Here is a 20,266-nt window from a genome sequence, read left to right as displayed (position 1 = left end):
ACTCCTCCGAAGGAAAACTCACATGGCCGATCTCGCCAAAATCGTTGAAGACCTGTCGAAACTGACCGTTCTGGAAGCCGCCGAACTGTCCAAGCTGCTGGAAGAAAAGTGGGGCGTCAGCGCCGCTGCTCCGGTCGCCATGGCCATGCCCGCCGGTGGCGGCGCCGCCCCCGCCGAAGCTGCTGAAGAGCAGACCGAGTTCACCGTCGTCCTGCTGGACGGCGGCGACAAGAAGATCAACGTGATCAAGGAAGTCCGCGGCGTGCGTTCGGATCTGGGTCTGAAGGAAGCCAAGGACCTGGTCGAAGGCGCTCCGCAGAACGTCGTCGAGAACGTCTCCAAGCAGAACGCCGACGAAGTCGCCAAGAAGCTGACGGAAGCCGGCGCCAAGGTCCAGATCAAGTAAGATCGACCTCATGGCTTGAGGACGCGACCTGCGTCCCGATATCGCGGGCCCGATGGGAAACCATCGGGCCCGTTTTCGTTCTGGCTGGCAGACGACGGGGTCCATCCCGTCTTACGCCCCGAATGAAGGACCGACTCCATGAACATCCTGATGGTGATGACCTCGCACGACCAGCTCGGCGACACCGGCAAGAAGACCGGCTTCTGGCTGGAAGAATTCGCCGCGCCCTACTATGCGCTCAAGGACGCCGAGGCGGACATCGTCGTGGCCTCGCCCAAGGGGGGCCTGCCGCCGCTCGACCCCAAGAGCGACGAACCCGACGCCCAGAGCGAGGACACCGCCCGCTTCAAGGCTGACGAGGACGCGCAGAAGGTCCTGGCCCATACGGTGCGGCTGGACAGCGTCCGCGCGGCGGACTTCGACGCCGTCTTCTATCCCGGCGGTCACGGACCGCTGTGGGACCTCGCGGAAGACAGGAATTCGATCAGCCTGATCGAGGCGTTCGTGAAGGCCGACAAGCCTGTGGCCGCGGTCTGTCACGCGCCGGGCGTGCTGAAGTCGGTGAAGGGCGTCGACGGCGAACCGCTGGTCAAGGGCCGCAGGGTCGCCGGCTTCACCAACAGCGAGGAAGAGGCCGTCGGCCTGACCGAGATCGTGCCGTTCCTGGTCGAAGACATGCTCAAGGCCAACGGCGGCGAGTATTCGAAGGGCGCGGACTGGGCGTCCTATGTGTTGACCGACGGCAAGCTGGTCACCGGCCAGAACCCGGCTTCGTCGCGTGAGGCGGCCGGGGCCCTGCTGAAACTGCTGTAGGTCCGGCGCGAACGGCGAAGGGCCGGGCCATGTCGCCCGGCCCTTTTGCCGCCGGGAGTCACCGCCGCCGCGGGGCGAGGATGTCGGCGAGGCGGTCGCGGGTTCCCTCGGTGCGGACCAGGCGCGGGTAGCGCAGGCCGTCGTGGTAGTCGAAGGACAGGGTGCGGAATTCGTCACCGCGCTTGACCACGAGGACGATGGGGTCGCCGCCGCCCTTCGCCGCGGTGACGGCGTCGCGCAGAACCTCGGCCGAGGCGGTGCGGTCGCCGACGGCGATCAGATCCCAGCCGGCGCCGAGGCCTTGCTCGAAGGCCGGGCCGCCCCAGCGCACGCCGGTGATGCGGTTGGCCGGGTTCAGGCTGAAGCCCAGCGAGTACTGGAAGTCGGTGGCCCAGCCGGACTGGATGCGCTTTTCGACCGGTGTCAGGTCGTCGACATAGGCGAGGCGGTAGCCCGCGCGCGTGATGCCGTCGAGCGGGGCGCGAGCGTCGGGGCCGACGGCGTCGAGGCGGGTGCGCAGGAAGGTGGCCCAGTCGTGCGGGTGGACCGCGTTCAGGGCCGCGACCACGTCGTCGAAGGTATAGGGCTTGGCCTCCCAGACGCCGTCGTCGACGCCGAAGAAGGTCCTGGCGAAGTCGTCGAGGGATTTGCGCTCGTTGGTGGCCTCGCGGATCAGGGTGTCGGCGTCCAGCCAGATCAGCAGGGCCTCGCGGTAGTAGTCGCCGGTGCCGCGCATCCACGAGGGCCAGGGATTGCTGGTGCGATAGCCGAGCAGGTTGTGGTTGTTCACATCCTGCAGGGCGCGCCACTGACGGCCGGGTTGCTGGTCATAGAAGCCGGCGACCTCGGCGAGGTTGGCGATGGCCTCGTCCTTCGAGACCAGACCCGAACGGGCGCCGAGGATGTCGCCCCAGTATTCGGTCTGGCCCTCATAGACCCACATCAGGCTGTTCTGGGTGGGGACGTTGAAGTTCTGGACGTATTCGTCTGATGGGCGGCGGAATTTTCCGTTCCAGCTATGGGTGAATTCGTGCGGCAGCAGGGTGCGCGCGCCATAGTCGGGGGTGGCGGAGCCGGTGAAGAAGCTCGGGCTGGCGGTGTTCTCGGACGAGCGGTGATGCTCGAGGCCGATGCCGCCCATCTTCGAGGTCAGGCCCAGCAGGAATTCGTAGTGATCGAAATGGCGGGCCCCGAACAGGCGGTCGGCCTGGTCGACCAGCGAGCGGTATTCCTCGATGCGCGCGTCAGGCGCGACCAGCGATGCGGCGGTGTCGCCGACGAGGTTCATATGGACGGGCGAACGGCCGCCGGGATCGAGGTCGATGCGGCGATAGTGTTTGCCGGCGAACATCGGACTGTCGGCCAGATGCTCGAGCGAGATGGGGGCGAAGGTCGCGACGTCGCCCTCGCGGCCGGTCGTGGTCAGGGCGACGCCATAGTTCCAGCCTTCGGGCAATTTGACCGACGGGGCGAAGGTGATGCGGTCGTGGTTGTAACCCGCCGGGTAGAGCAGGGCCTTCTCCCACTGGAGGTTGACCATCTCGGGGGTCATGACAACGCGCCAGGTGGCGTTGTCCGGCTGCGTCAGCCATTCGAAGGCGACCTGGATTTCCGAAACGCCGGCGGGGATGTCGAGGTGGAAGGCGTGAGGGTCGACGGTGTCGCGCAGCCATTCGATCCGCCGGCCATTGCCGGTGACGGTCAGGCCCGAGACCAGCTGGATCGGGCCGGTGTCGGCGTGGTTGCCGGGGATGAATTCCGGATACTGCAGCACCAGATGCCCGGCCGAGACCGGGACCGTCTGGCGGACGCGGATGACCTTGTGGTCAAGGTCGGTCAGGTCGGCCTGGATGCCGATGACGCCGGGATAGTCGCGGTCCTGCGGGGCCGGGATCGGCGGCAGGGCGCGCGGCAGGCTGGTCGGGACGGGCAGGGGTGTCGCGGCTTGCGAGTTCGGGACCTGGGCCAGGGCCGGCAGGGCGGCCGAGGTCAGCAGCAGGGCGAGGGCGGCGGTGCGGATCTTCATATGGTCCCTCACGATCAACGGCGGCGCGGGGCGAGGATGTCGCCGAGACGGTCAGGGGTTCCGGCGATCCGCTCGAGGTGCGGGTAGCGCAGCCCGTCGTGGTAATCGAAGGCGATGGTGCGGAAGCGGTCGCCCTTCCTGAGCATCATCTCGATCGGGGTCGTATTGCCTTTCGACGCCGTGATCGCCTCGGAGATGGCGTCGGCGCTCGCGGCGCGGCCGTTGACGGCGACGACCTCCCAGCCCGAGGTCAGGCCGGCCTCGAAGGCGGGCGAGCCCCAGCGGACGGCGGTGACGCGGTTGGTGGCGTTGAGGCTGAGGCCCAGCGAGTACTGGAAGTCGGTGCGGTTCAGCTCCTTGTTCAGGGCCTTCGAATAGTCATTGGGCGTTTCGCGCCAGACGAGGCGGTAGCCGCCGCGCTCGATGCCGCCGTTCGGGGTCGGGGCGTTGGCGCCGACGGCGTCGAGACGGGTGCGCAGGAAGGCCGCCCAGTCGTTGGCCTGGACGCCGTTCAGGGTCGAGGTCACGTCGGCGAAGGTGTAGGGGGCGGGGTCCCAATTGCCCTCCTGGACGCCGAAGAAGGCCCTGGCGAAGTCGTCCAGCGACTTGCGGCCATTGGTCTGCTCGCGGATCAGGGTGTCGGCGTCCAGCCAGATCATGGCCCCTTCGCGATAGTAGTCCTCGCTGCGCTGGAAGCTGCCCCACGGCTGGGGGCGGCGCTGGGCGATGATGGGGTCGTTGGTGGTGTCCTGCATGGCGCGCCAGGAGCGGCCGGGGTTGTCGTCGGCGTAGGTCGCGGCCGTGTTGGCGAAGACGTCCAGCGCCTGCTGCTTCGTCATCAGGCCGGCGCGGGCGGTCAGGATCAGACCCCAGTATTGGGTCTGGCCCTCATAGACCCAGAGCAGGGAGTTCTGCAGCGGCTCGTTCAGGGTCGGCGTCAGCTGGTCGGCGGGCCGGCGCCATTTGCCGTTCCAGGAGTGGGTGTATTCGTGGCCCAGCAGGTCGCGGTCGGCCAGGGTCGAGGTCGGGTCGGTGAAATAGTCGGTGTCGACGCTGTTCTCGGACGAGCGGTGATGCTCCAGCCCGATGCCGCCCAGGTCGTCGCTGACGGCCAGCAGGAAGTCGTAGTGATTATAGTGGCGCGCGCCGTAGAGGCGGTCGGCCTGATCGACCAGGTTGCGGTGCAGTTCGATGTGCTCGTCGGTGGCGGCCAGCATCTTGGCGTCATCGGCGACGATGTTCAGGCGCACGGGCGAACGGCCGCCCGGATCGAGGTCGATCTGGCGATAGTGGGCGCCGGCGAACAGCGGACTGTCGGCGAAATGCTCGAGGGTGATCGGGGCGAAGGTCGCCACGCCGTTCTGGAAGGAGCGGGTGTCGAGGGCCGTGCCGTACTGCCAGCCGGCGGGCAGGCGCAGGGTCGGCTGGAAGGTGATCTGCCGGGACCAGTAGCCGGCTGGATAGAGAAGGGCCTTCTCCCACTGGATGTTCAGCATCTCGTCAGTGATCACGATCCGGCCCTGGGAGCCGTCGATCGGGGTGAGCCATTTGAACGAGACGTCGACCGAGGTCGCGCCGGCCGGGACCGTGACCTCGTATGCGTTGGTGTTGGTCGTGTTGCGGACCCAGCGGAGCGTCTGGCCGTTGGCGGTGATGCGCAGGTCGCCGAGGTCGTCAACGGGGCCGACGGGACCGTGATTGCCGGGGATCCATTCGGGATAGAGCAGGATCAACGGACCCGGGCCGGTGACGGGAATGGTCTGTTTCACCGAGACGATGCGCCGGTCGATGTCGGTCGCGTCCATGTCGAGGGTGATGACGCCCGGGTAGGCCACGTCGCGCGGAGCCGGAATCGGGGCCAGGGCGCGGTCGAGGGCGGGCGTTCCGACCTGGGCCAGTCCGGGGGCGGCCCCGAACAGCAGGACGGCGGCGCAGGCGGAGGCGAGCAGGCGGGCGGCGGGACGCTTCATCAGGTGCACTCTGGGGCGAGGGGAAGGCGCAGATCACGCCTCGCGCGCGCAGGGGTCAAGCCTGACCAGACCGCGCCGGATTAAAACGCCGTCATGTTCCGGGTTCCGTCGCCGGTTCCCCCCCTCCGATCATCCCGGCGAAAGCCGGGACCCAGTCCTTTCCAGCCTGACGCCAGCGTTCGAGGACTTGCGGGCGAAAATCATCGGACCCGCCGCATCACCCAAAGCACTGGGTCCCGGCTTTCGCCGGGATGAACGGAACAGGAAAGGTCCGAGCTCCGGCGACGCAGTTTTTCGATAGAAGGCCCACGGCGTCGTTTGTAGGAAAGCCGGGTCACACGACGGAGCGTCTCATGCGTAAGGTCATTCGCCTGCGAGCAGCGGGCTTGATTTGGCTGGCGGCCCTGGCGGGTTCGGCGGCGGCCCAGGACGGTCCGGTCCTGCGGACGGACGACGTCGATCTGTTCTACCGCATCTATGACGAAAGCGGGGGGGCGGCCGAGCGCCGAACAGCTGCAGCGAGACTATCTGGATGTCGGATCGGAAGGGCTCCGTCACCTGGCCAGCGTGCGCAACGTCACCGGCGTGAGGATGGCCGACGCGATCGCGGCTCGCCCGGAAATCTATCTCGAGGCGCGGCGTTGCGCCGAGACCCTGCCGAAGGTCCGGGAGCGGGTCGACGCCGCACTGAAGGAATTCGTTCGCCGCTCTCCCGAAGCCAGCTTCCCGTCCGTGACCATCGCGGTGGGGCGAGGACGGCCGGTGTAGGCGGCGTTCGGGGAGATACTGGGGCTGACCGACGCGAAGGCGTTTCTGGCGGCCAGCGGATGGCGGCCGGGAATCGCGCTGGACTGAGCGCGGCCCGCTAATCAGGTCGCCGGTTTCACTTCCAGCAGTTCGACTGTGAACAGCAGGGTCGAGTTGGGCGGCAGTTCATCGCCGCCGACCCAGCGCTCGCCGTAGCCGAGCGAGGCGGGGATCACGAACTCGAACTTTTCGCCCTCGCGCATCAGGGCCACGCCCTCGGTCCAGCCCTTGATGACCCGGTTGAGCGGGAATTCGGCGGGTTCGTTGCGGCTGTACGAGCTATCGAACTCGCGGCCGTCGACGAAGGTCCCGCGATAGTGGACCTTGACCGTGTCCGAGCCCGAAGGCTGGCGGCCCTCGGGGTGGGCGCGGCCGACGCGGCGGTACTGCAAGCCCGATTCGGTGGTGGTCCAGCCGCGGCGCGCGCCGTTGAGGGTCAGGTATTGCGCATTGCCGGCGGCCCAGCCGTCGGCGGTTCCGGTTCCCGGCGTGGCGACGGCCGGAGGCGGCGGGGCGCCGGCGCAGGCGGAGAGGGACAGGGCGGCGGCGGCGATCAGGAAGTGTTTCATGCGGGGACGCTATTTTCCCGCTCACAGCAAAGCAATGGGGAGCCCGACGACGCCGTCGGGGCGGTCCGGTGCTCCATACGCCGCGCGGGGGAAGGAAAGATCAGCAGGGGCCTTTATTTCGTCGAGGAAGCGAGTATATGTGCCGGTCCCGCACACACCCCCCGTATGCGCGCGAAAGCGCCGAGGCCCGGTCCGTCGCCCTCCGACCGAGCGAAGGCGTGCTCCTCCCCAAGGGAGCTCTACATTTCAGGCGTCCTGGCTGAACAAGCCGAGGGTGGACGCCGAAACCGATGGTCACGGGTCGCCCGAGAGGCGGAGCCGTGGCTGCTGCATTGAACGCGAGCTGCCCGGCTCGCGCATTGGGAAGACAGAATGGCCAAGTCCAAAGCCGAAGTCGCCGTCGCCAACGGCCAGTTCGCACACGCCACGACCTTCACCGGCAAGAAGCGCATCCGCCACTCGTTCGGCCGGATCCCCGAAGCGGTGCAGATGCCGAACCTGATCGAGGTTCAGCGCGCCTCCTATGAGCAGTTCCTGCAGCGCGAAGTGCGCAGCGGACCGCGCAAGGACCAGGGCATCGAGGCGGTCTTCAAGTCGGTCTTCCCGATCAAGGACTTCAACGAACGCGCCATCCTGGAATACGTGTCCTACGAGTTCGAGGACCCGAAATACGACGTCGAGGAATGCATCCAGCGCGACATGACCTATGCCGCGCCGCTGAAGGTCAAGCTGCGCCTGATCGTGTTCGAGGCGGATGAAGAGACCGGCGCGCGCTCGGTCAAGGACATCAAGGAGCAGGACGTCTACATGGGCGACATTCCGCTCATGACCGACAAGGGCACCTTCGTCGTCAACGGCACCGAGCGGGTGATCGTCTCGCAGATGCACCGTTCGCCGGGCGTCTTCTTCGACCACGACAAGGGCAAGACGCACAGCTCGGGCAAGCTGCTGTTCGCCGCCCGCGTGATCCCGTACCGCGGCTCGTGGCTGGACTTCGAGTTCGACGCCAAGGACATCGTCTATGTCCGCATCGACCGCCGCCGGAAGCTGCCGGCCTCGACCTTCCTGATGGGTCTGGGCATGGACGGCGAGGAGATCCTCAAGACCTTCTACGAGACCGTGCCCTACGAGAAGCGCGGCGAAGGCTGGGTCACCCCCTACAAGGCCGAGCGCTGGCGCGGTGTGAAGCCGGAGTTCGACCTGGTCGACGCCGACACCGGTGAAGTGATCGCCACCGCCGGGACCAAGATCAGCGCCCGCCAGGCCAAGAAGCTGGGCGACACGACGACGTCGCTGTCGCTGGCCGCCGACGCCCTGCTGACCAAATACCTGGCCGCCGACGCCGTGAACTACGAGACCGGCGAGATCTACGCCGAGGCCGGCGACGAGCTGGACGCCCCGACCATCGAGCTGCTGGAAGGCTTCGGCTTCACCACCATCGACGTGCTGGACATCGACCACGTCACGGTCGGCGCCTACATGCGCAACACCCTGCGCATCGACAAGAACACCGGCCGCGAGGACGCGCTGTTCGACGTCTATCGCGTGATGCGCCCGGGCGAGCCGCCGACCCCGGAAGCCGCCGAAGCCATGTTCAACTCGCTGTTCTTCGACAGCGAACGCTACGACCTGTCGGCCGTTGGCCGGGTGAAGATGAACATGCGTCTGGAAACCCCGGACGTGTCGGACGAGATCCGCGTGCTGCGCAAGGACGACGTCCTGCGGGTGCTGCAGATCCTCGTCGGCCTGAAGGACGGCGTCGGCGAGATCGACGACATCGACAACCTGGGCAACCGCCGGGTCCGTTCGGTCGGCGAGCTGCTGGAGAACCAGTACCGCGTCGGCCTGCTGCGGATGGAGCGCGCCATCAAGGAGCGCATGTCCTCGGTCGATATCGACACGGTGATGCCGCACGACCTGATCAACGCCAAGCCGGCCGCCGCGGCCGTGCGCGAGTTCTTCGGTTCGTCGCAGCTGTCGCAGTTCATGGACCAGACCAACCCGCTCAGCGAGATCACCCACAAGCGTCGCCTTTCGGCGCTTGGCCCGGGCGGTCTGACGCGCGAGCGCGCCGGCTTCGAAGTCCGCGACGTGCACCCGACCCACTACGGCCGCATCTGCCCGATCGAAACGCCGGAAGGCCCGAACATCGGCCTGATCAACTCGCTGGCGACGCACGCGCGGATCAACAAATACGGCTTCATCGAGAGCCCGTACCGGCGCGTGAAGGACGGCAAGGCCACGGACGACGTCGTCTACATCTCGGCCATGGAAGAGGCGAAATACACCATCGCCCAGGCCAACATCGAGCTGAAGGACGGCGCGATCGTCGAGGAGCTGGTTCCGGGCCGCATCAACGGCGACTCGCAACTGCTGATCCGCGCCGACGTGGACATGATGGACGTGTCGCCGAAACAGGTCGTTTCGGTCGCCGCCGCCCTGATCCCCTTCCTTGAAAACGATGACGCCAACCGGGCCCTGATGGGCGCTAACATGATGCGTCAGGCCGTGCCGCTGGTTCAGTCGGACGCGCCGCTGGTCGGCACCGGCATGGAATCGGTGGTCGCCGTCGACTCCGGCGCCGTGGTCGTGGCCCGTCGTGACGGGGTCGTCGAACAGATCGACGGCACCCGCATCGTGGTGCGCGCCACCAACGAACTGGACGCCGGCCGTTCGGGCGTCGACATCTATCGCCTGTCGAAATTCCAGCGCTCCAACCAGTCGACCTGCATCAACCAGCGCCCGATCGTGCGCGTGGGCGATGAGGTCAAGGTGGGCGACGTGATCGCCGACGGTCCGTCGACGGACCTGGGCGAACTGGCCCTGGGCCGGAACGCCCTGGTCGCCTTCATGCCTTGGAACGGCTACAATTTCGAAGACTCGATCCTGATCTCGGAGCGCATCGTGCGCGACGACGTCTTCACCTCGATCCATATCGACGAGTTCGAGGTCATGGCCCGCGACACCAAGCTGGGGCCGGAAGAGATCACCCGCGACATCCCGAACGTCGGCGAGGAAGCCCTGCGCAACCTCGACGAGGCGGGTATCGTGGCGATCGGCGCCGAGGTCCAGCCGGGCGACATCCTGTGCGGCAAGGTCACGCCCAAGGGCGAGAGCCCGATGACGCCTGAAGAGAAGCTGCTGCGCGCCATCTTCGGCGAGAAGGCTTCGGACGTCCGCGACACCAGCCTGCGTCTGCCGCCCGGCGTCGCCGGCACCATCGTCGACGTGCGCGTCTTCAACCGCCACGGCGTCGACAAGGACGAGCGGGCCATCGCCATCGAGCGTTCGGAAATCGAACGTCTGGGCAAGGACCGCGACGACGAACTGAAGATCCTCGAGCGCAACGTCTACGGCCGTCTGAAGCCGCTGATCCTGGGCAAGAACGCCACCTCGGGTCCGAAGGGCCTGGGTCGCGGCGCGGTCACCGAAGAAAAGCTGGGCGAGCTGTCGCGCGGCCTGTGGTGGCAGATCGCCCTCGACGACGAGAAGGCGATGGGCGAGCTGGAAGCCATGAAGAAGCAGTTCGAGGACGCCCGCAAGGCGCTGGACCGCCGCTTCGAGGACAAGGTCGAGAAGCTGCAGCGCGGCGACGAACTGCCCCCGGGCGTGATGAAGATGGTCAAGGTCTTCGTGGCCGTGAAGCGCAAGCTTCAGCCCGGCGACAAGATGGCCGGCCGTCACGGCAACAAGGGCGTCATCTCCAAGATCCTGCCGATCGAGGACATGCCGCACCTTGAGGACGGGACCGCCGTGGATATCGTGCTGAACCCGCTGGGCGTGCCCTCGCGCATGAACATCGGCCAGATCTTCGAAACCCACCTGGGCTGGGCCGCCGCCGGTCTCGGCAAGCAGATCCAGGGCCTTCTGGAAGCCTGGCAACAGGGCGGACAGAAGAAGGCGCTGGTCGATCACCTGACCAGCATCTACGGCGCCGACACCCCGCTTCCGGACTCGGAAGAGGACCTGGTCGAGCTGGCCCGCAACCTCAGCAAGGGCGTTCCGTTCGCCACCCCGGTGTTCGACGGCGCGCACATCGACGACATCGAGGAGCTGCTGGAGAAGGCGGGTCTCGACCGCACCGGTCAGTCGATCGTCTATGACGGCCAGACCGGCGAGCAGTTCAAGCGTCCGGTCACGGTCGGCTACATCTACATGCTGAAGCTGCACCACCTGGTCGACGACAAGATCCACGCCCGTTCGATCGGGCCGTACTCGCTCGTCACCCAGCAGCCGCTGGGCGGCAAGGCGCAGTTCGGCGGACAGCGCTTCGGCGAGATGGAGGTCTGGGCGCTGGAAGCGTACGGCGCGGCCTACACCCTGCAGGAAATGCTGACGGTGAAGTCCGACGACGTGGCCGGCCGGACCAAGGTCTACGAGGCCATCGTCCGCGGCGACGACAGCTTCGAGGCGGGCATTCCCGAGAGCTTCAACGTGCTCGTCAAGGAAATGCGCTCGCTGGGCCTGAACGTGGAGCTGGAGAACAGCTGAAGCAGTGGAAGAAGTGATTAGTGGTTAGTGATTGGCGTCAGCGCCGCAGCATCACAACCACTAGTCACTAACCACTAATCACTGTTCATCCGACACTATTTATCGCGGGTCTCACCCCGCAGAAGGAATCAAGATGAACCAGGAAGTCCTGAACATCTTCAACGCGGTCCCGGTCACTCCGACCTTCGACCAGATCAAGATCGCCCTCGCCAGCCCGGAGAAGATCCGGTCGTGGTCGTTCGGCGAGATCAAAAAACCCGAGACGATAAACTACCGGACGTTCAAGCCCGAGCGTGACGGCCTGTTCTGCGCCCGTATCTTTGGCCCGACCAAGGACTACGAATGCCTGTGCGGCAAGTACAAGCGCATGAAGTACAAGGGCATTATCTGCGAGAAATGCGGCGTCGAGGTCACCCTGGCCCGCGTTCGCCGCGAGCGGATGGGTCACATCGAACTCGCGTCCCCGGTCGCCCACATCTGGTTCCTGAAGTCGCTGCCGTCGCGCATCTCGCTGATGCTGGACATGGCGCTGAAGGACGTGGAGCGGGTGCTCTACTTCGAAAACTACATCGTCACCGAACCGGGCCTGACCCCGCTGAAGCAGAACCAGCTGCTGACGGAAGACGAGTTCTACCGTTACCAGGACGAGTTCGGCGATGACGGCTTCACCGCCGAGATCGGCGCCGAGGCCGTGCGCAACCTGCTGATCGGCATCGACCTGCACGCCGAGGCTGAAAAGCACCGCGGCGAACTGGCCGACAGCCCCTCGGAAATGAAGGCCAAGAAGGCCTCCAAGCGCCTGAAGCTGATCGAGGCCTTCCTCGAGAGCGGCAACAAGCCCGAATGGATGATCCTGACGGTCGTGCCGGTCATCCCGCCGGAACTGCGCCCGCTGGTGCCGCTGGACGGCGGCCGCTTCGCCACCTCCGACCTGAACGACCTGTACCGCCGCGTCATCAACCGCAACAACCGCCTGAAGCGGCTGATCGAGCTGCGCGCGCCCGACATCATCATCCGCAACGAAAAGCGGATGCTGCAGGAATCGGTCGACGCCCTGTTCGACAACGGCCGTCGTGGTCGCGTGATCACGGGCGCCAACAAGCGTCCGCTGAAGTCGCTCGCCGACATGCTGAAGGGCAAGCAGGGCCGCTTCCGCCAGAACCTTCTGGGCAAGCGCGTCGACTATTCGGGCCGTTCGGTCATCACCGTGGGTCCCGAGCTGAAGCTGCACGAGTGCGGCCTGCCCAAGAAGATGGCGCTCGAGCTGTTCAAGCCGTTCATCTATGCGCGCCTTGACGCCAAGGGCCTGTCGGGCACCGTCAAACAGTCCAAGCGCATGGTCGAGCGCGAGCAGCCGCAGGTGTGGGATATCCTCGACGAGGTCATCCGCGAGCACCCGGTCCTGCTGAACCGCGCGCCGACGCTTCACCGTCTGGGCATCCAGGCGTTCGAGCCGAAGCTGATCGAGGGCAAGGCCATCCGCCTGCACCCGCTGGTCTGCACCGCCTTCAACGCCGACTTCGACGGCGACCAGATGGCCGTCCACGTCCCGCTGAGCCTCGAGGCCCAGCTGGAAGCGCGCGTCCTGATGATGTCGACGAACAACATCCTGTCGCCCGCCAACGGCAAGCCGATCATCGTGCCGTCGCAGGACATCGTCCTGGGCCTGTACTACCTGTCGCTGATCAAGGAAGGCGAGAAGGGCGAGGGCAAGCTGTTCGCCAACATGGGCGAGATCGATGCGGCGCTCGACGCCGGTGTCGTCAGCCTGCACACCAAGATCAAGGCTCGCTGGACCGAGATGAACGCCGCCGGCGAAGTCATCACCAGGGTCATCGACACGACCCCGGGCCGGATGAAGCTGGGCGCGCTGCTGCCGCATAATGCGAACATCGGCTACCGCCTGCTCGAGAAGAACCTGACCAAGAAGGAAATCGGCAACCTGATCGATCAGGTCTATCGCCACTGCGGTCAGAAGGCGACGGTCATCTTCGCCGACCAGATGATGCAGCTGGGCTTCCGTGAAGCCGCCAAGGCCGGCATTTCGTTCGGCAAGGACGACATCGTCATCCCCGCCGCCAAGGCCACCCTGGTCGCCGCCACCCGGACCCAGGTCGAGGAGTACGAGCAACAGTACGCCGACGGCCTGATCACCAAGGGCGAGAAGTACAACAAGGTCGTCGACGCCTGGGCCAAGGCCACGGACAAGATCGCCGACGCCATGATGGGCGAGATCGCGCAACCGCGCGTTCTGGCCAAGGGTCAGGCCCCTGACATCAACTCGGTGTTCATGATGGCCAACTCGGGCGCCCGCGGTTCGCAGGCGCAGATGAAGCAGCTGGGCGGCATGCGGGGCCTGATGGCCAAGCCGTCGGGCGAGATCATCGAGACGCCGATCATCTCGAACTTCAAGGAAGGCCTGACCGTCCTTGAGTACTTCAACTCCACCCACGGCGCCCGCAAGGGTCTGGCCGACACCGCGCTGAAGACCGCCAACTCCGGCTATCTGACGCGTCGTCTGGTCGACGTGGCGCAGGACTCGATCGTCACCGAGGACGATTGCGGCTCGACGCGGGGCATCACCCTGCGCGCCGTGGTCGAAGGCGGCGACGTGCTGGTCTCGCTGGGTCAGCGGGTTCTGGGCCGCTATGCGGCCGAGGACATCAAGGAGCCGGGCGGCGAAACCGTCCTGTTCAAGGCCGACACCTACCTGCAAGAGGAAGAGGTCGAGGTCATCGACAACGCCGGCGTCCAGTCGGTCAAGGTTCGCTCGGCCCTGACCTGCGAAGCCGAAGCCGGTATCTGCGCCTATTGCTACGGGCGTGACCTGGCGCGCGGCACCAACGTCAACATCGGCGAAGCGGTGGGCGTCATCGCCGCCCAGTCGATCGGCGAACCCGGCACCCAGCTGACGATGCGGACCTTCCACATCGGCGGCACGGCCCAGGTGGCGGAAACCTCGTTCTATGAGGCGACCAATCCCGGCATCGCCCGCATCACCGGCCCCACCGTCAAGGCGGCGCACGGCGATCTGGTGGCCATGAGCCGCAACGTCGTCGTCACCATCGTGGTCGACGGCAAGGACCGCGAGAGCCACAAGATCCCGTACGGCGCCCGTCTGCGGGTGGTCGAGGGTTCGGACGTCAAGCGCAGCCAGCGCCTGGCCGAGTGGGACCCCTACACCTCTCCGATCCTGACGGAAGTCGGCGGCGCGATCCGGTTCGAGGACCTGGTTGAGGGCCTGTCGGTCCGCGAGGAAACCGACGAAGCGACGGGCATCGCCCAGCGCGTCGTCAGCGACTGGCGCGCCAGCCCGCGTGGGGCTGACCTGCGTCCGGCCATGGGCGTCACCTCGGGCGACGCCTACGCCAAGCTGGCCTCGGGCTCCGACGCCCGTTACCTGCTGCCGGTGGGCGCGGTTCTGTCCGTGAACAACGGCGACGTGGTCAAGCCGGGCGAGATCATCGCCCGCGTTCCGACCGAGGGCGCCAAGACGCGCGACATCACCGGCGGTCTGCCGCGGGTGGCCGAGCTGTTCGAAGCCCGTCGACCCAAGGATTGCGCGGTCATCGCCGAGATGGACGGCCGCGTGGAATTCGGACGCGACTACAAGAACAAGCGTCGCATCAAGATCACGCCGGAACCGGATGCCGACGGCAACCAGGCCGAACCGGTCGAATTCCTGATCCCCAAGGGCAAGCACATCTCCGTCCACGACGGCGATCTGATCAACAAGGGCGACTACATCATCGACGGCAACCCGGATCCGCACGACCTGCTGCGCATCCAGGGCGTCGAGGCCCTGGCCGAGTACCTGGTGAACGAAGTGCAGGAGGTCTACCGACTGCAGGGCGTGCCGATCAACGACAAGCACATCGAGGTGATCGTTCGCCAGATGCTGCAGAAGGTCGAGATCCTGGACTCGGGCGAAACCACCCTGATCCGTGGCGACACGGTGGAAGTGGCGGAAGCCGTGCTGGAAAACCAGAAGGTCGAGAAGCGTGGCGGCCGTCAGGCCACCACCCAGCCAGTCCTGCTGGGCATCACCAAGGCGTCGCTGCAGACCCGCAGCTTCATCTCGGCGGCGTCCTTCCAGGAAACCACCCGCGTCCTCACCGACGCCTCGGTCAACGGCAAGATCGATACGCTGGAAGGCCTGAAAGAGAACGTCATCGTCGGCCGTCTGATTCCGGCCGGCACGGGCGCCTATCTCCGCGCCCTGCAGAAGATCGCCAACGAACGCGACGCCGAACTGACGTCGCAGCGGGAAGAGGCCATCGAGCCGCTTCCGGCAGACCTGGCGCTGGAGCTGGAGAGCAGCGAAGGCTGATCTGCGGTTACGGACTGAACTGAAGAGGGCGGCCCCGGCGACGGGGCCGCCCTTTTTGCTTGGGTGGGGCGCTGGCGCTCGCCGCGCGGCGGCTCGCTGCCGGAGCGCGGGTTCAGCGCGGCGGCGGGTCGCGGGGGACGCCGGGGCCGCCGGGGGTCAGGGGCGCATCGGTGTTGCGTCGGCCATCGCGGCGCGTCTGGACATTCCGGGTCGAGTCGGGACGCAGCGAAGGATCCAGATGGGCGCCGGCGACGCCCATGCCGAAGTTGGAGCCGGGGCCGTCCTGGGGGCCGACGTTGCCGCTGCCGCCGGCCAGCGGACGCCGACGGGCCTCATATTCGGCGAGGCGGCGGGCGCCCTCGCGGGCGAAGCGGGCGTCGCGTTCCGGATTGCCCGTGCCCTCGATGGGCCGGGCGGTCGCGGCCCGCTGGCCGAAGCGGTCGTCGCAGATGGCGCGCTCGGCCGCGCTGAGCACGGCGCCGGCGGCGCAGCCGACGGGGCTGGTGCGCAGGCCCTGGCCGATGCGGTCGCCGAGGGTGCGGGGGCGGACGGCCCAGGCGCCGTCCGCGGGGGCCGGAGGCGCGCCGGGGGCGGGGGCGGCGAGGCGCGGGGAGGGCGGGGCGGGCGTCTCGTCCTCGTCCTCGTCGCGCGGGATCGGGGTGGTGACGGACCGGGTCAGCGGCGGAGCATCGGTCTGCCGGGCGGCTACGGGCTGTCGCGGCGTCTCCTCGGCCAGCAGGGGCCGGGGTTCGAGCTGGACGTAGATGGTCGGGCTCTGGTCCAGAAGCGGCGCGCCCAGGCCCACGGTCCGCATGCCGATCCAGGCCAGAAGGCCCGCGTGCAGCAGCAGGGAGGCCGCGACGATCGCGGGCTTGCGCCATGACTCGGCGCGCGTCGGCCACGTCAACCTCAGTCCTGTGATGCCCCGTCCACCCGCCATGCGCGCATGGGAGGGGGCGAGCGTGGCGGTATTGGGGCCTGCGTCGAGATGGCGGGAGTGCTACCGTCCTTCTGGATGAACCGCGGCTGACAGGAGTTCCGCTGTGCGATGGCTGACCCTCGGACTGTTCGCCGTGAGCACCGGTTGCGCCAGCGTTCAGGCGCCTGTCGTGCTGGCGGAAGGGGAAGGCCTGGTCAGGGTGGGGTGCGCCGTCGGAAAAGATAGGCGGCTCACCCGCTGCGAAATCCTGTCGGAGCAGCCGGCCGGTCAGGGATTCGGAGAAGCGGCCCTGCGCGCTGCCGGGCATGCCCGGATCGCCGCCGATGGGCTCAGGCCGCCGGGCGCGAGGATCCAGTACAGCATCCGCTTCCAGCCCCGGTGACCACCGTCACCCTTGACCCCGCGCCCCCTCGCGCGTAGAAGCCCCCCACTTTCGAGGCTCCCGGTTCGCCGGGTTCCGGGATCGTGACAATTGAGCGGACGGGCTGCGCCCGCCGGAACGCCCGAAGCGCGCGTTCCGGTTTTTTCGTTTGGCGGTCGCGCTGACGGCTCGAGACCATACCCGGGGCGGCGTCCAGGCGTCGTCCGAAAAGAAGGCTCACCGGGGCGCTCCGGCCGACAGGCACACGCCCCCATCGATTGAAGAGAACCGAGACTCCATGCCGACTATCAACCAGCTGATCCGCAAGCCGCGCCAACCCAAGCCGGTCCGTAACAAGGTCCCGGCCCTGAAGGGTTGCCCGCAACGCCGCGGCGTCTGCACCCGCGTCTATACGACGACCCCGAAGAAGCCCAACTCGGCTCTGCGTAAGGTCGCCAAGGTCCGCCTGACCACGGGCATCGAAGCCGTGTGCTACATCCCCGGCGAGGGCCACAATCTGCAGGAGCACTCGGTGGTCCTGATCCGCGGCGGCCGCGTCAAGGACTTGCCCGGCGTTCGCTACCACATCCTGCGCGGCGTGCTCGACACGCAAGGCGTCAAGGACCGCAAGCAGCGCCGTTCGCACTACGGCGCCAAGCGTCCGAAGTAAGCGACCGCCCATTCCCATTCGCCGGCTCACGCCGGCCGTCCGACACCGCTTTAGAAGGCCAAGCCCATGTCCCGTCGTCACCGCGCACAGAAGCGCGAAGTTCTGCCGGATCCCAAATACAAGGATCTGACCGTCACCAAATTCATGAACTACGTCATGTACGAGGGCAAAAAGGCCGTCGCCGAGAACATCGTCTACGGCGCGTTCGAGATCCTGGCCGACAAGAAGAAGGAACAGGAGCCCGTCGCCACCTTCCACTCGGCGCTGGAAAACGTCGCCCCGGCGGTCGAAGTCCGGTCGCGCCGCGTCGGCGGCGCCACCTATCAGGTGCCGGTCGAGGTTCGCCCCGATCGCCGCAAGGCCCTGGCCATCCGCTGGCTGGTCAACGCCGCGCGCAAGCGTGGTGAGAACACCATGACGGAAAAGCTGGCCGCCGAGCTGCTGGACGCCTCGAACAACCGCGGCACCGCGGTCAAGAAGCGCGAAGACACCCACAAGATGGCCGAGGCCAACCGCGCCTTCAGCCACTACCGCTGGTAAACGCCTTCAAGGCGCCCTGTTCGGCGCCTATCTTGAGACTATCCGGCGCGGGCGGTTTGAGCTAAATCGCCCGCGCCCGCTTATCCGCACAGATCGACATCTCCCCGAGGGCGCGAAACGCGTCCTGAACTCACTTCAAGGCACGTTTTCATGGCCCGTCTCAACAAGATCGAGGACTACCGCAACTTCGGCATCATGGCCCACATCGACGCGGGCAAGACGACGACGACCGAGCGGATCCTGTATTACACCGGCAAGTCCCACAAGATCGGCGAAGTCCACGACGGCGCCGCGACCATGGACTGGATGGACCAGGAGCAGGAGCGCGGCATCACCATCACGTCCGCCGCGACGACCGCCTTCTGGAAAGAGAAGCGCCTCAACATCATCGACACCCCCGGCCACGTGGACTTCACCATTGAAGTCGAGCGTTCGCTGCGCGTGCTCGACGGCGCCGTGACGGTGCTGGACGGCAACGCCGGCGTCGAGCCGCAGACCGAAACCGTCTGGCGCCAGGCCGACAAATACAACGTTCCCCGGATCGTGTTCGTCAACAAGATGGACAAGATCGGCGCCGACTTCGACGCCTCGGTGCAGTCGATCCGCGACCGTCTGGGCGCCAAGGCCGTGCCGATCCAGTTCCCGATCGGTTCGGAATCCTCGCTGTCGGGCCTGGTCGACATCGTCGCCATGAACTCGGTGGTCTGGGACAACGACGCCCTGGGCGCCAACTTCACCGTCGGCCCGATCCCGGCCGACCTGATGGACAAGGCCATCGCCGCTCGCCAGTACCTGATCGACAACGCCGTCGAGCTCGATGACGAGGCCATGCAGGCCTATCTGGACGGCGAGGAGCCCTCGCTGGAAGTGCTGAAGAAGTGCATCCGCAAGGCCGTGCTGACCGGCGCCTTCTATCCGATCCTGTGCGGCTCGGCCTTCAAGAACAAGGGCGTGCAGACGCTGCTGGACGCCGTCGTCGACTACCTGCCGTCGCCGGTCGACATCCCCCCGACCCCGGGCATCGACTTCAAGACGGAAGAGCCGGTCACGCGCCGCGCCTCGGACGACGAGCCCCTGTCGGTTCTGGCCTTCAAGATCATGGACGACCCCTTCGTCGGCTCGCTGACCTTCTGCCGCATCTATTCCGGCAAGATGGAAACCGGCATGGGCCTGCTGAACTCGAGCCGCGATCGTAAAGAGCGCGTCGGCCGTATGCTGCTGATGCACTCCAACGACCGTCAGGACATCAAGGAAGCCTACGCCGGCGACATCGTCGCCCTGGCCGGCCTCAAGGACACCCGCACCGGCGACACCCTGTGCGATCCGCTGAAGTCGCCCGTCATCCTCGAGAAGATGGAATTCCCGGCGCCGGTGATCGAGATTTCGGTCGAGCCCAAGACCAAGGCCGACCAGGAGAAGCTGGGCGTCGCCCTGGCCAAGCTGGCCTCGGAGGATCCCTCCTTCACCGTTTCGACCGACCATGAGTCGGGCCAGACCATCCTCAAGGGGATGGGCGAACTGCACCTGGACATCAAGATCGACATCCTGCGCCGCACCTACAAGGTCGACGCCACCATCGGTCAGCCCCAGGTCGCCTACCGTGAATCGCTCGGCCGCAAGGTCGACATCGACTACACGCACAAGAAGCAGACCGGCGGTACGGGCCAGTTCGCCCGTGTCATGCTGACCTTCGAGCCGGGTGAACCCGGTTCGGGCTTCGTGTTCGAGAACTCGATCGTCGGCGGCGCCGTGCCCAAGGAATACATCCCGGGCGTCCAGAAGGGCCTCGAGTCCATCAAGGACGGCGGCCTGCTGGCCGGCTTCCCGCTGATCGACTTCAAGGCGACGCTGACGGACGGCAAATACCACGACGTCGACTCCAGCGTGCTGGCGTTCGAAATCGCGGCCCGCGCCGCCTTCCGCGAACTGAAGGAAAAGGGCGCGCCCAAGCTGCTTGAGCCGATCATGGCGGTCGAGGTCGTGACCCCCGAGGACTACCTCGGTTCGGTCATCGGCGACCTGAACGGCCGTCGCGGCATGATCCAGGGTCAGGACATGCGCGGCAACGCCACCGTCGTGAACGCCTTCGTGCCGCTGGCCAACATGTTCGGCTATGTGAACACGCTTCGCGGCATGTCGCAGGGCCGCGCGGCCTTCACCATGCAGTACGACCACTATGAGCCGGTGCCGCAACACGTCGCCGACGAAGTGATCAAGAAGTATTCCGCCTAAACACAACCCCTGAAATTTTGGACAAAGCCCCCTGTTCAGGGGACGGAGAGAAGAGAATGGCCAAGGAAAAGTTCGAACGTAACAAGCCGCACTGCAACATCGGCACGATTG

13 protein-coding genes are annotated in these 20,266 nt (G+C 66.5%); 9 read left to right on the top strand and 4 right to left on the bottom strand.

The features are described 5' to 3' along the window. Positions 1-22 precede the first annotated feature (22 nt). Both rplL and PSV23_RS08380 read left to right on the top strand, forming a co-directional pair. Positions 23-406, top strand: a complete 384-nt coding sequence (rplL, locus tag PSV23_RS08385; protein WP_300467827.1) for a 50S ribosomal protein L7/L12 — start codon at positions 23-25, stop codon at positions 404-406. A gap of 138 nt (positions 407-544) precedes the next feature. Next, on the top strand, positions 545-1,219 hold the full coding sequence (locus PSV23_RS08380) for a type 1 glutamine amidotransferase domain-containing protein (RefSeq protein WP_300467825.1): 675 nt from the start codon (positions 545-547) through the stop codon (positions 1,217-1,219). 58 nt (positions 1,220-1,277) lie between these two features. On the opposite strand, the gene PSV23_RS08375 is transcribed toward PSV23_RS08380, so the two are convergent. Beyond that, positions 1,278-3,245, bottom strand: coding sequence for a peptidase M61 (locus PSV23_RS08375; RefSeq protein WP_300467823.1), 1,968 nt, complete (start codon positions 3,243-3,245; stop codon positions 1,278-1,280). Between the two features lie 14 nt (positions 3,246-3,259). Then, positions 3,260-5,215 (bottom strand): peptidase M61, encoded by a 1,956-nt coding sequence (locus tag PSV23_RS08370; protein WP_300467821.1) that lies wholly within the window; start codon positions 5,213-5,215, stop codon positions 3,260-3,262. Between the two features lie 477 nt (positions 5,216-5,692). Here PSV23_RS08370 and PSV23_RS08365 point away from each other — a divergent pair, with 477 nt between their 5' ends. Then, entirely contained in the window at positions 5,693-5,983 is a 291-nt protein-coding gene (locus tag PSV23_RS08365; protein ID WP_300467819.1) for a hypothetical protein, read from the top strand. A gap of 101 nt (positions 5,984-6,084) precedes the next feature. On the opposite strand, the gene PSV23_RS08360 is transcribed toward PSV23_RS08365, so the two are convergent. After that, on the bottom strand, positions 6,085-6,591 hold the full coding sequence (locus PSV23_RS08360; RefSeq protein ID WP_300467818.1) for an FKBP-type peptidyl-prolyl cis-trans isomerase: 507 nt from the start codon (positions 6,589-6,591) through the stop codon (positions 6,085-6,087). Positions 6,592-6,963: 372 nt separating this feature from the next. Between PSV23_RS08360 and rpoB the strand changes: the two genes are divergently transcribed. Together rpoB and rpoC are read left to right on the top strand one after the other, a co-directional pair. Beyond that, on the top strand, positions 6,964-11,082 hold the full coding sequence (gene rpoB / locus PSV23_RS08355) for a DNA-directed RNA polymerase subunit beta (protein ID WP_300467816.1): 4,119 nt from the start codon (positions 6,964-6,966) through the stop codon (positions 11,080-11,082). A gap of 133 nt (positions 11,083-11,215) precedes the next feature. Continuing rightward, a complete protein-coding gene (gene rpoC / locus PSV23_RS08350) occupies positions 11,216-15,412 on the top strand; it encodes a DNA-directed RNA polymerase subunit beta' (protein WP_300467814.1) in 4,197 nt (1,398 codons plus the stop codon). A 112-nt stretch (positions 15,413-15,524) separates the two neighbouring features. Here the strand turns inward: rpoC and PSV23_RS08345 are convergent, their stop codons facing one another. Next, the gene (locus tag PSV23_RS08345; RefSeq protein ID WP_300467812.1) at positions 15,525-16,319 is read right to left on the bottom strand and encodes a hypothetical protein; all 795 of its coding nucleotides are present in this window, start codon (positions 16,317-16,319) and stop codon (positions 15,525-15,527) included. A gap of 136 nt (positions 16,320-16,455) precedes the next feature. Between PSV23_RS08345 and PSV23_RS08340 the strand changes: the two genes are divergently transcribed. The 4 genes from PSV23_RS08340 (at position 16,456) to fusA (ending at position 20,155) form a co-directional block, all read left to right on the top strand. Then, complete coding sequence (locus tag PSV23_RS08340; RefSeq protein ID WP_300467810.1) at positions 16,456-16,734, top strand: hypothetical protein; 279 nt, start codon at positions 16,456-16,458, stop codon at positions 16,732-16,734. A 277-nt stretch (positions 16,735-17,011) separates the two neighbouring features. After that, positions 17,012-17,383, top strand: a complete 372-nt coding sequence (gene rpsL, locus PSV23_RS08335; protein WP_055832311.1) for a 30S ribosomal protein S12 — start codon at positions 17,012-17,014, stop codon at positions 17,381-17,383. Between the two features lie 66 nt (positions 17,384-17,449). After that, on the top strand, positions 17,450-17,923 hold the full coding sequence (rpsG, locus tag PSV23_RS08330; protein WP_300467808.1) for a 30S ribosomal protein S7: 474 nt from the start codon (positions 17,450-17,452) through the stop codon (positions 17,921-17,923). A 150-nt stretch (positions 17,924-18,073) separates the two neighbouring features. After that, the gene (gene fusA / locus PSV23_RS08325; protein ID WP_300467805.1) at positions 18,074-20,155 is read left to right on the top strand and encodes an elongation factor G; all 2,082 of its coding nucleotides are present in this window, start codon (positions 18,074-18,076) and stop codon (positions 20,153-20,155) included. Positions 20,156-20,266 lie beyond the last annotated feature (111 nt).

The sequence above is a fragment of the Brevundimonas sp. genome (genome assembly GCF_029946145.1).
Taxonomy (GTDB): domain Bacteria; phylum Pseudomonadota; class Alphaproteobacteria; order Caulobacterales; family Caulobacteraceae; genus Brevundimonas.
Note: the sequence above shows the minus strand (reverse complement) of the source record. Positions and strands in the feature narration are given on the sequence as shown.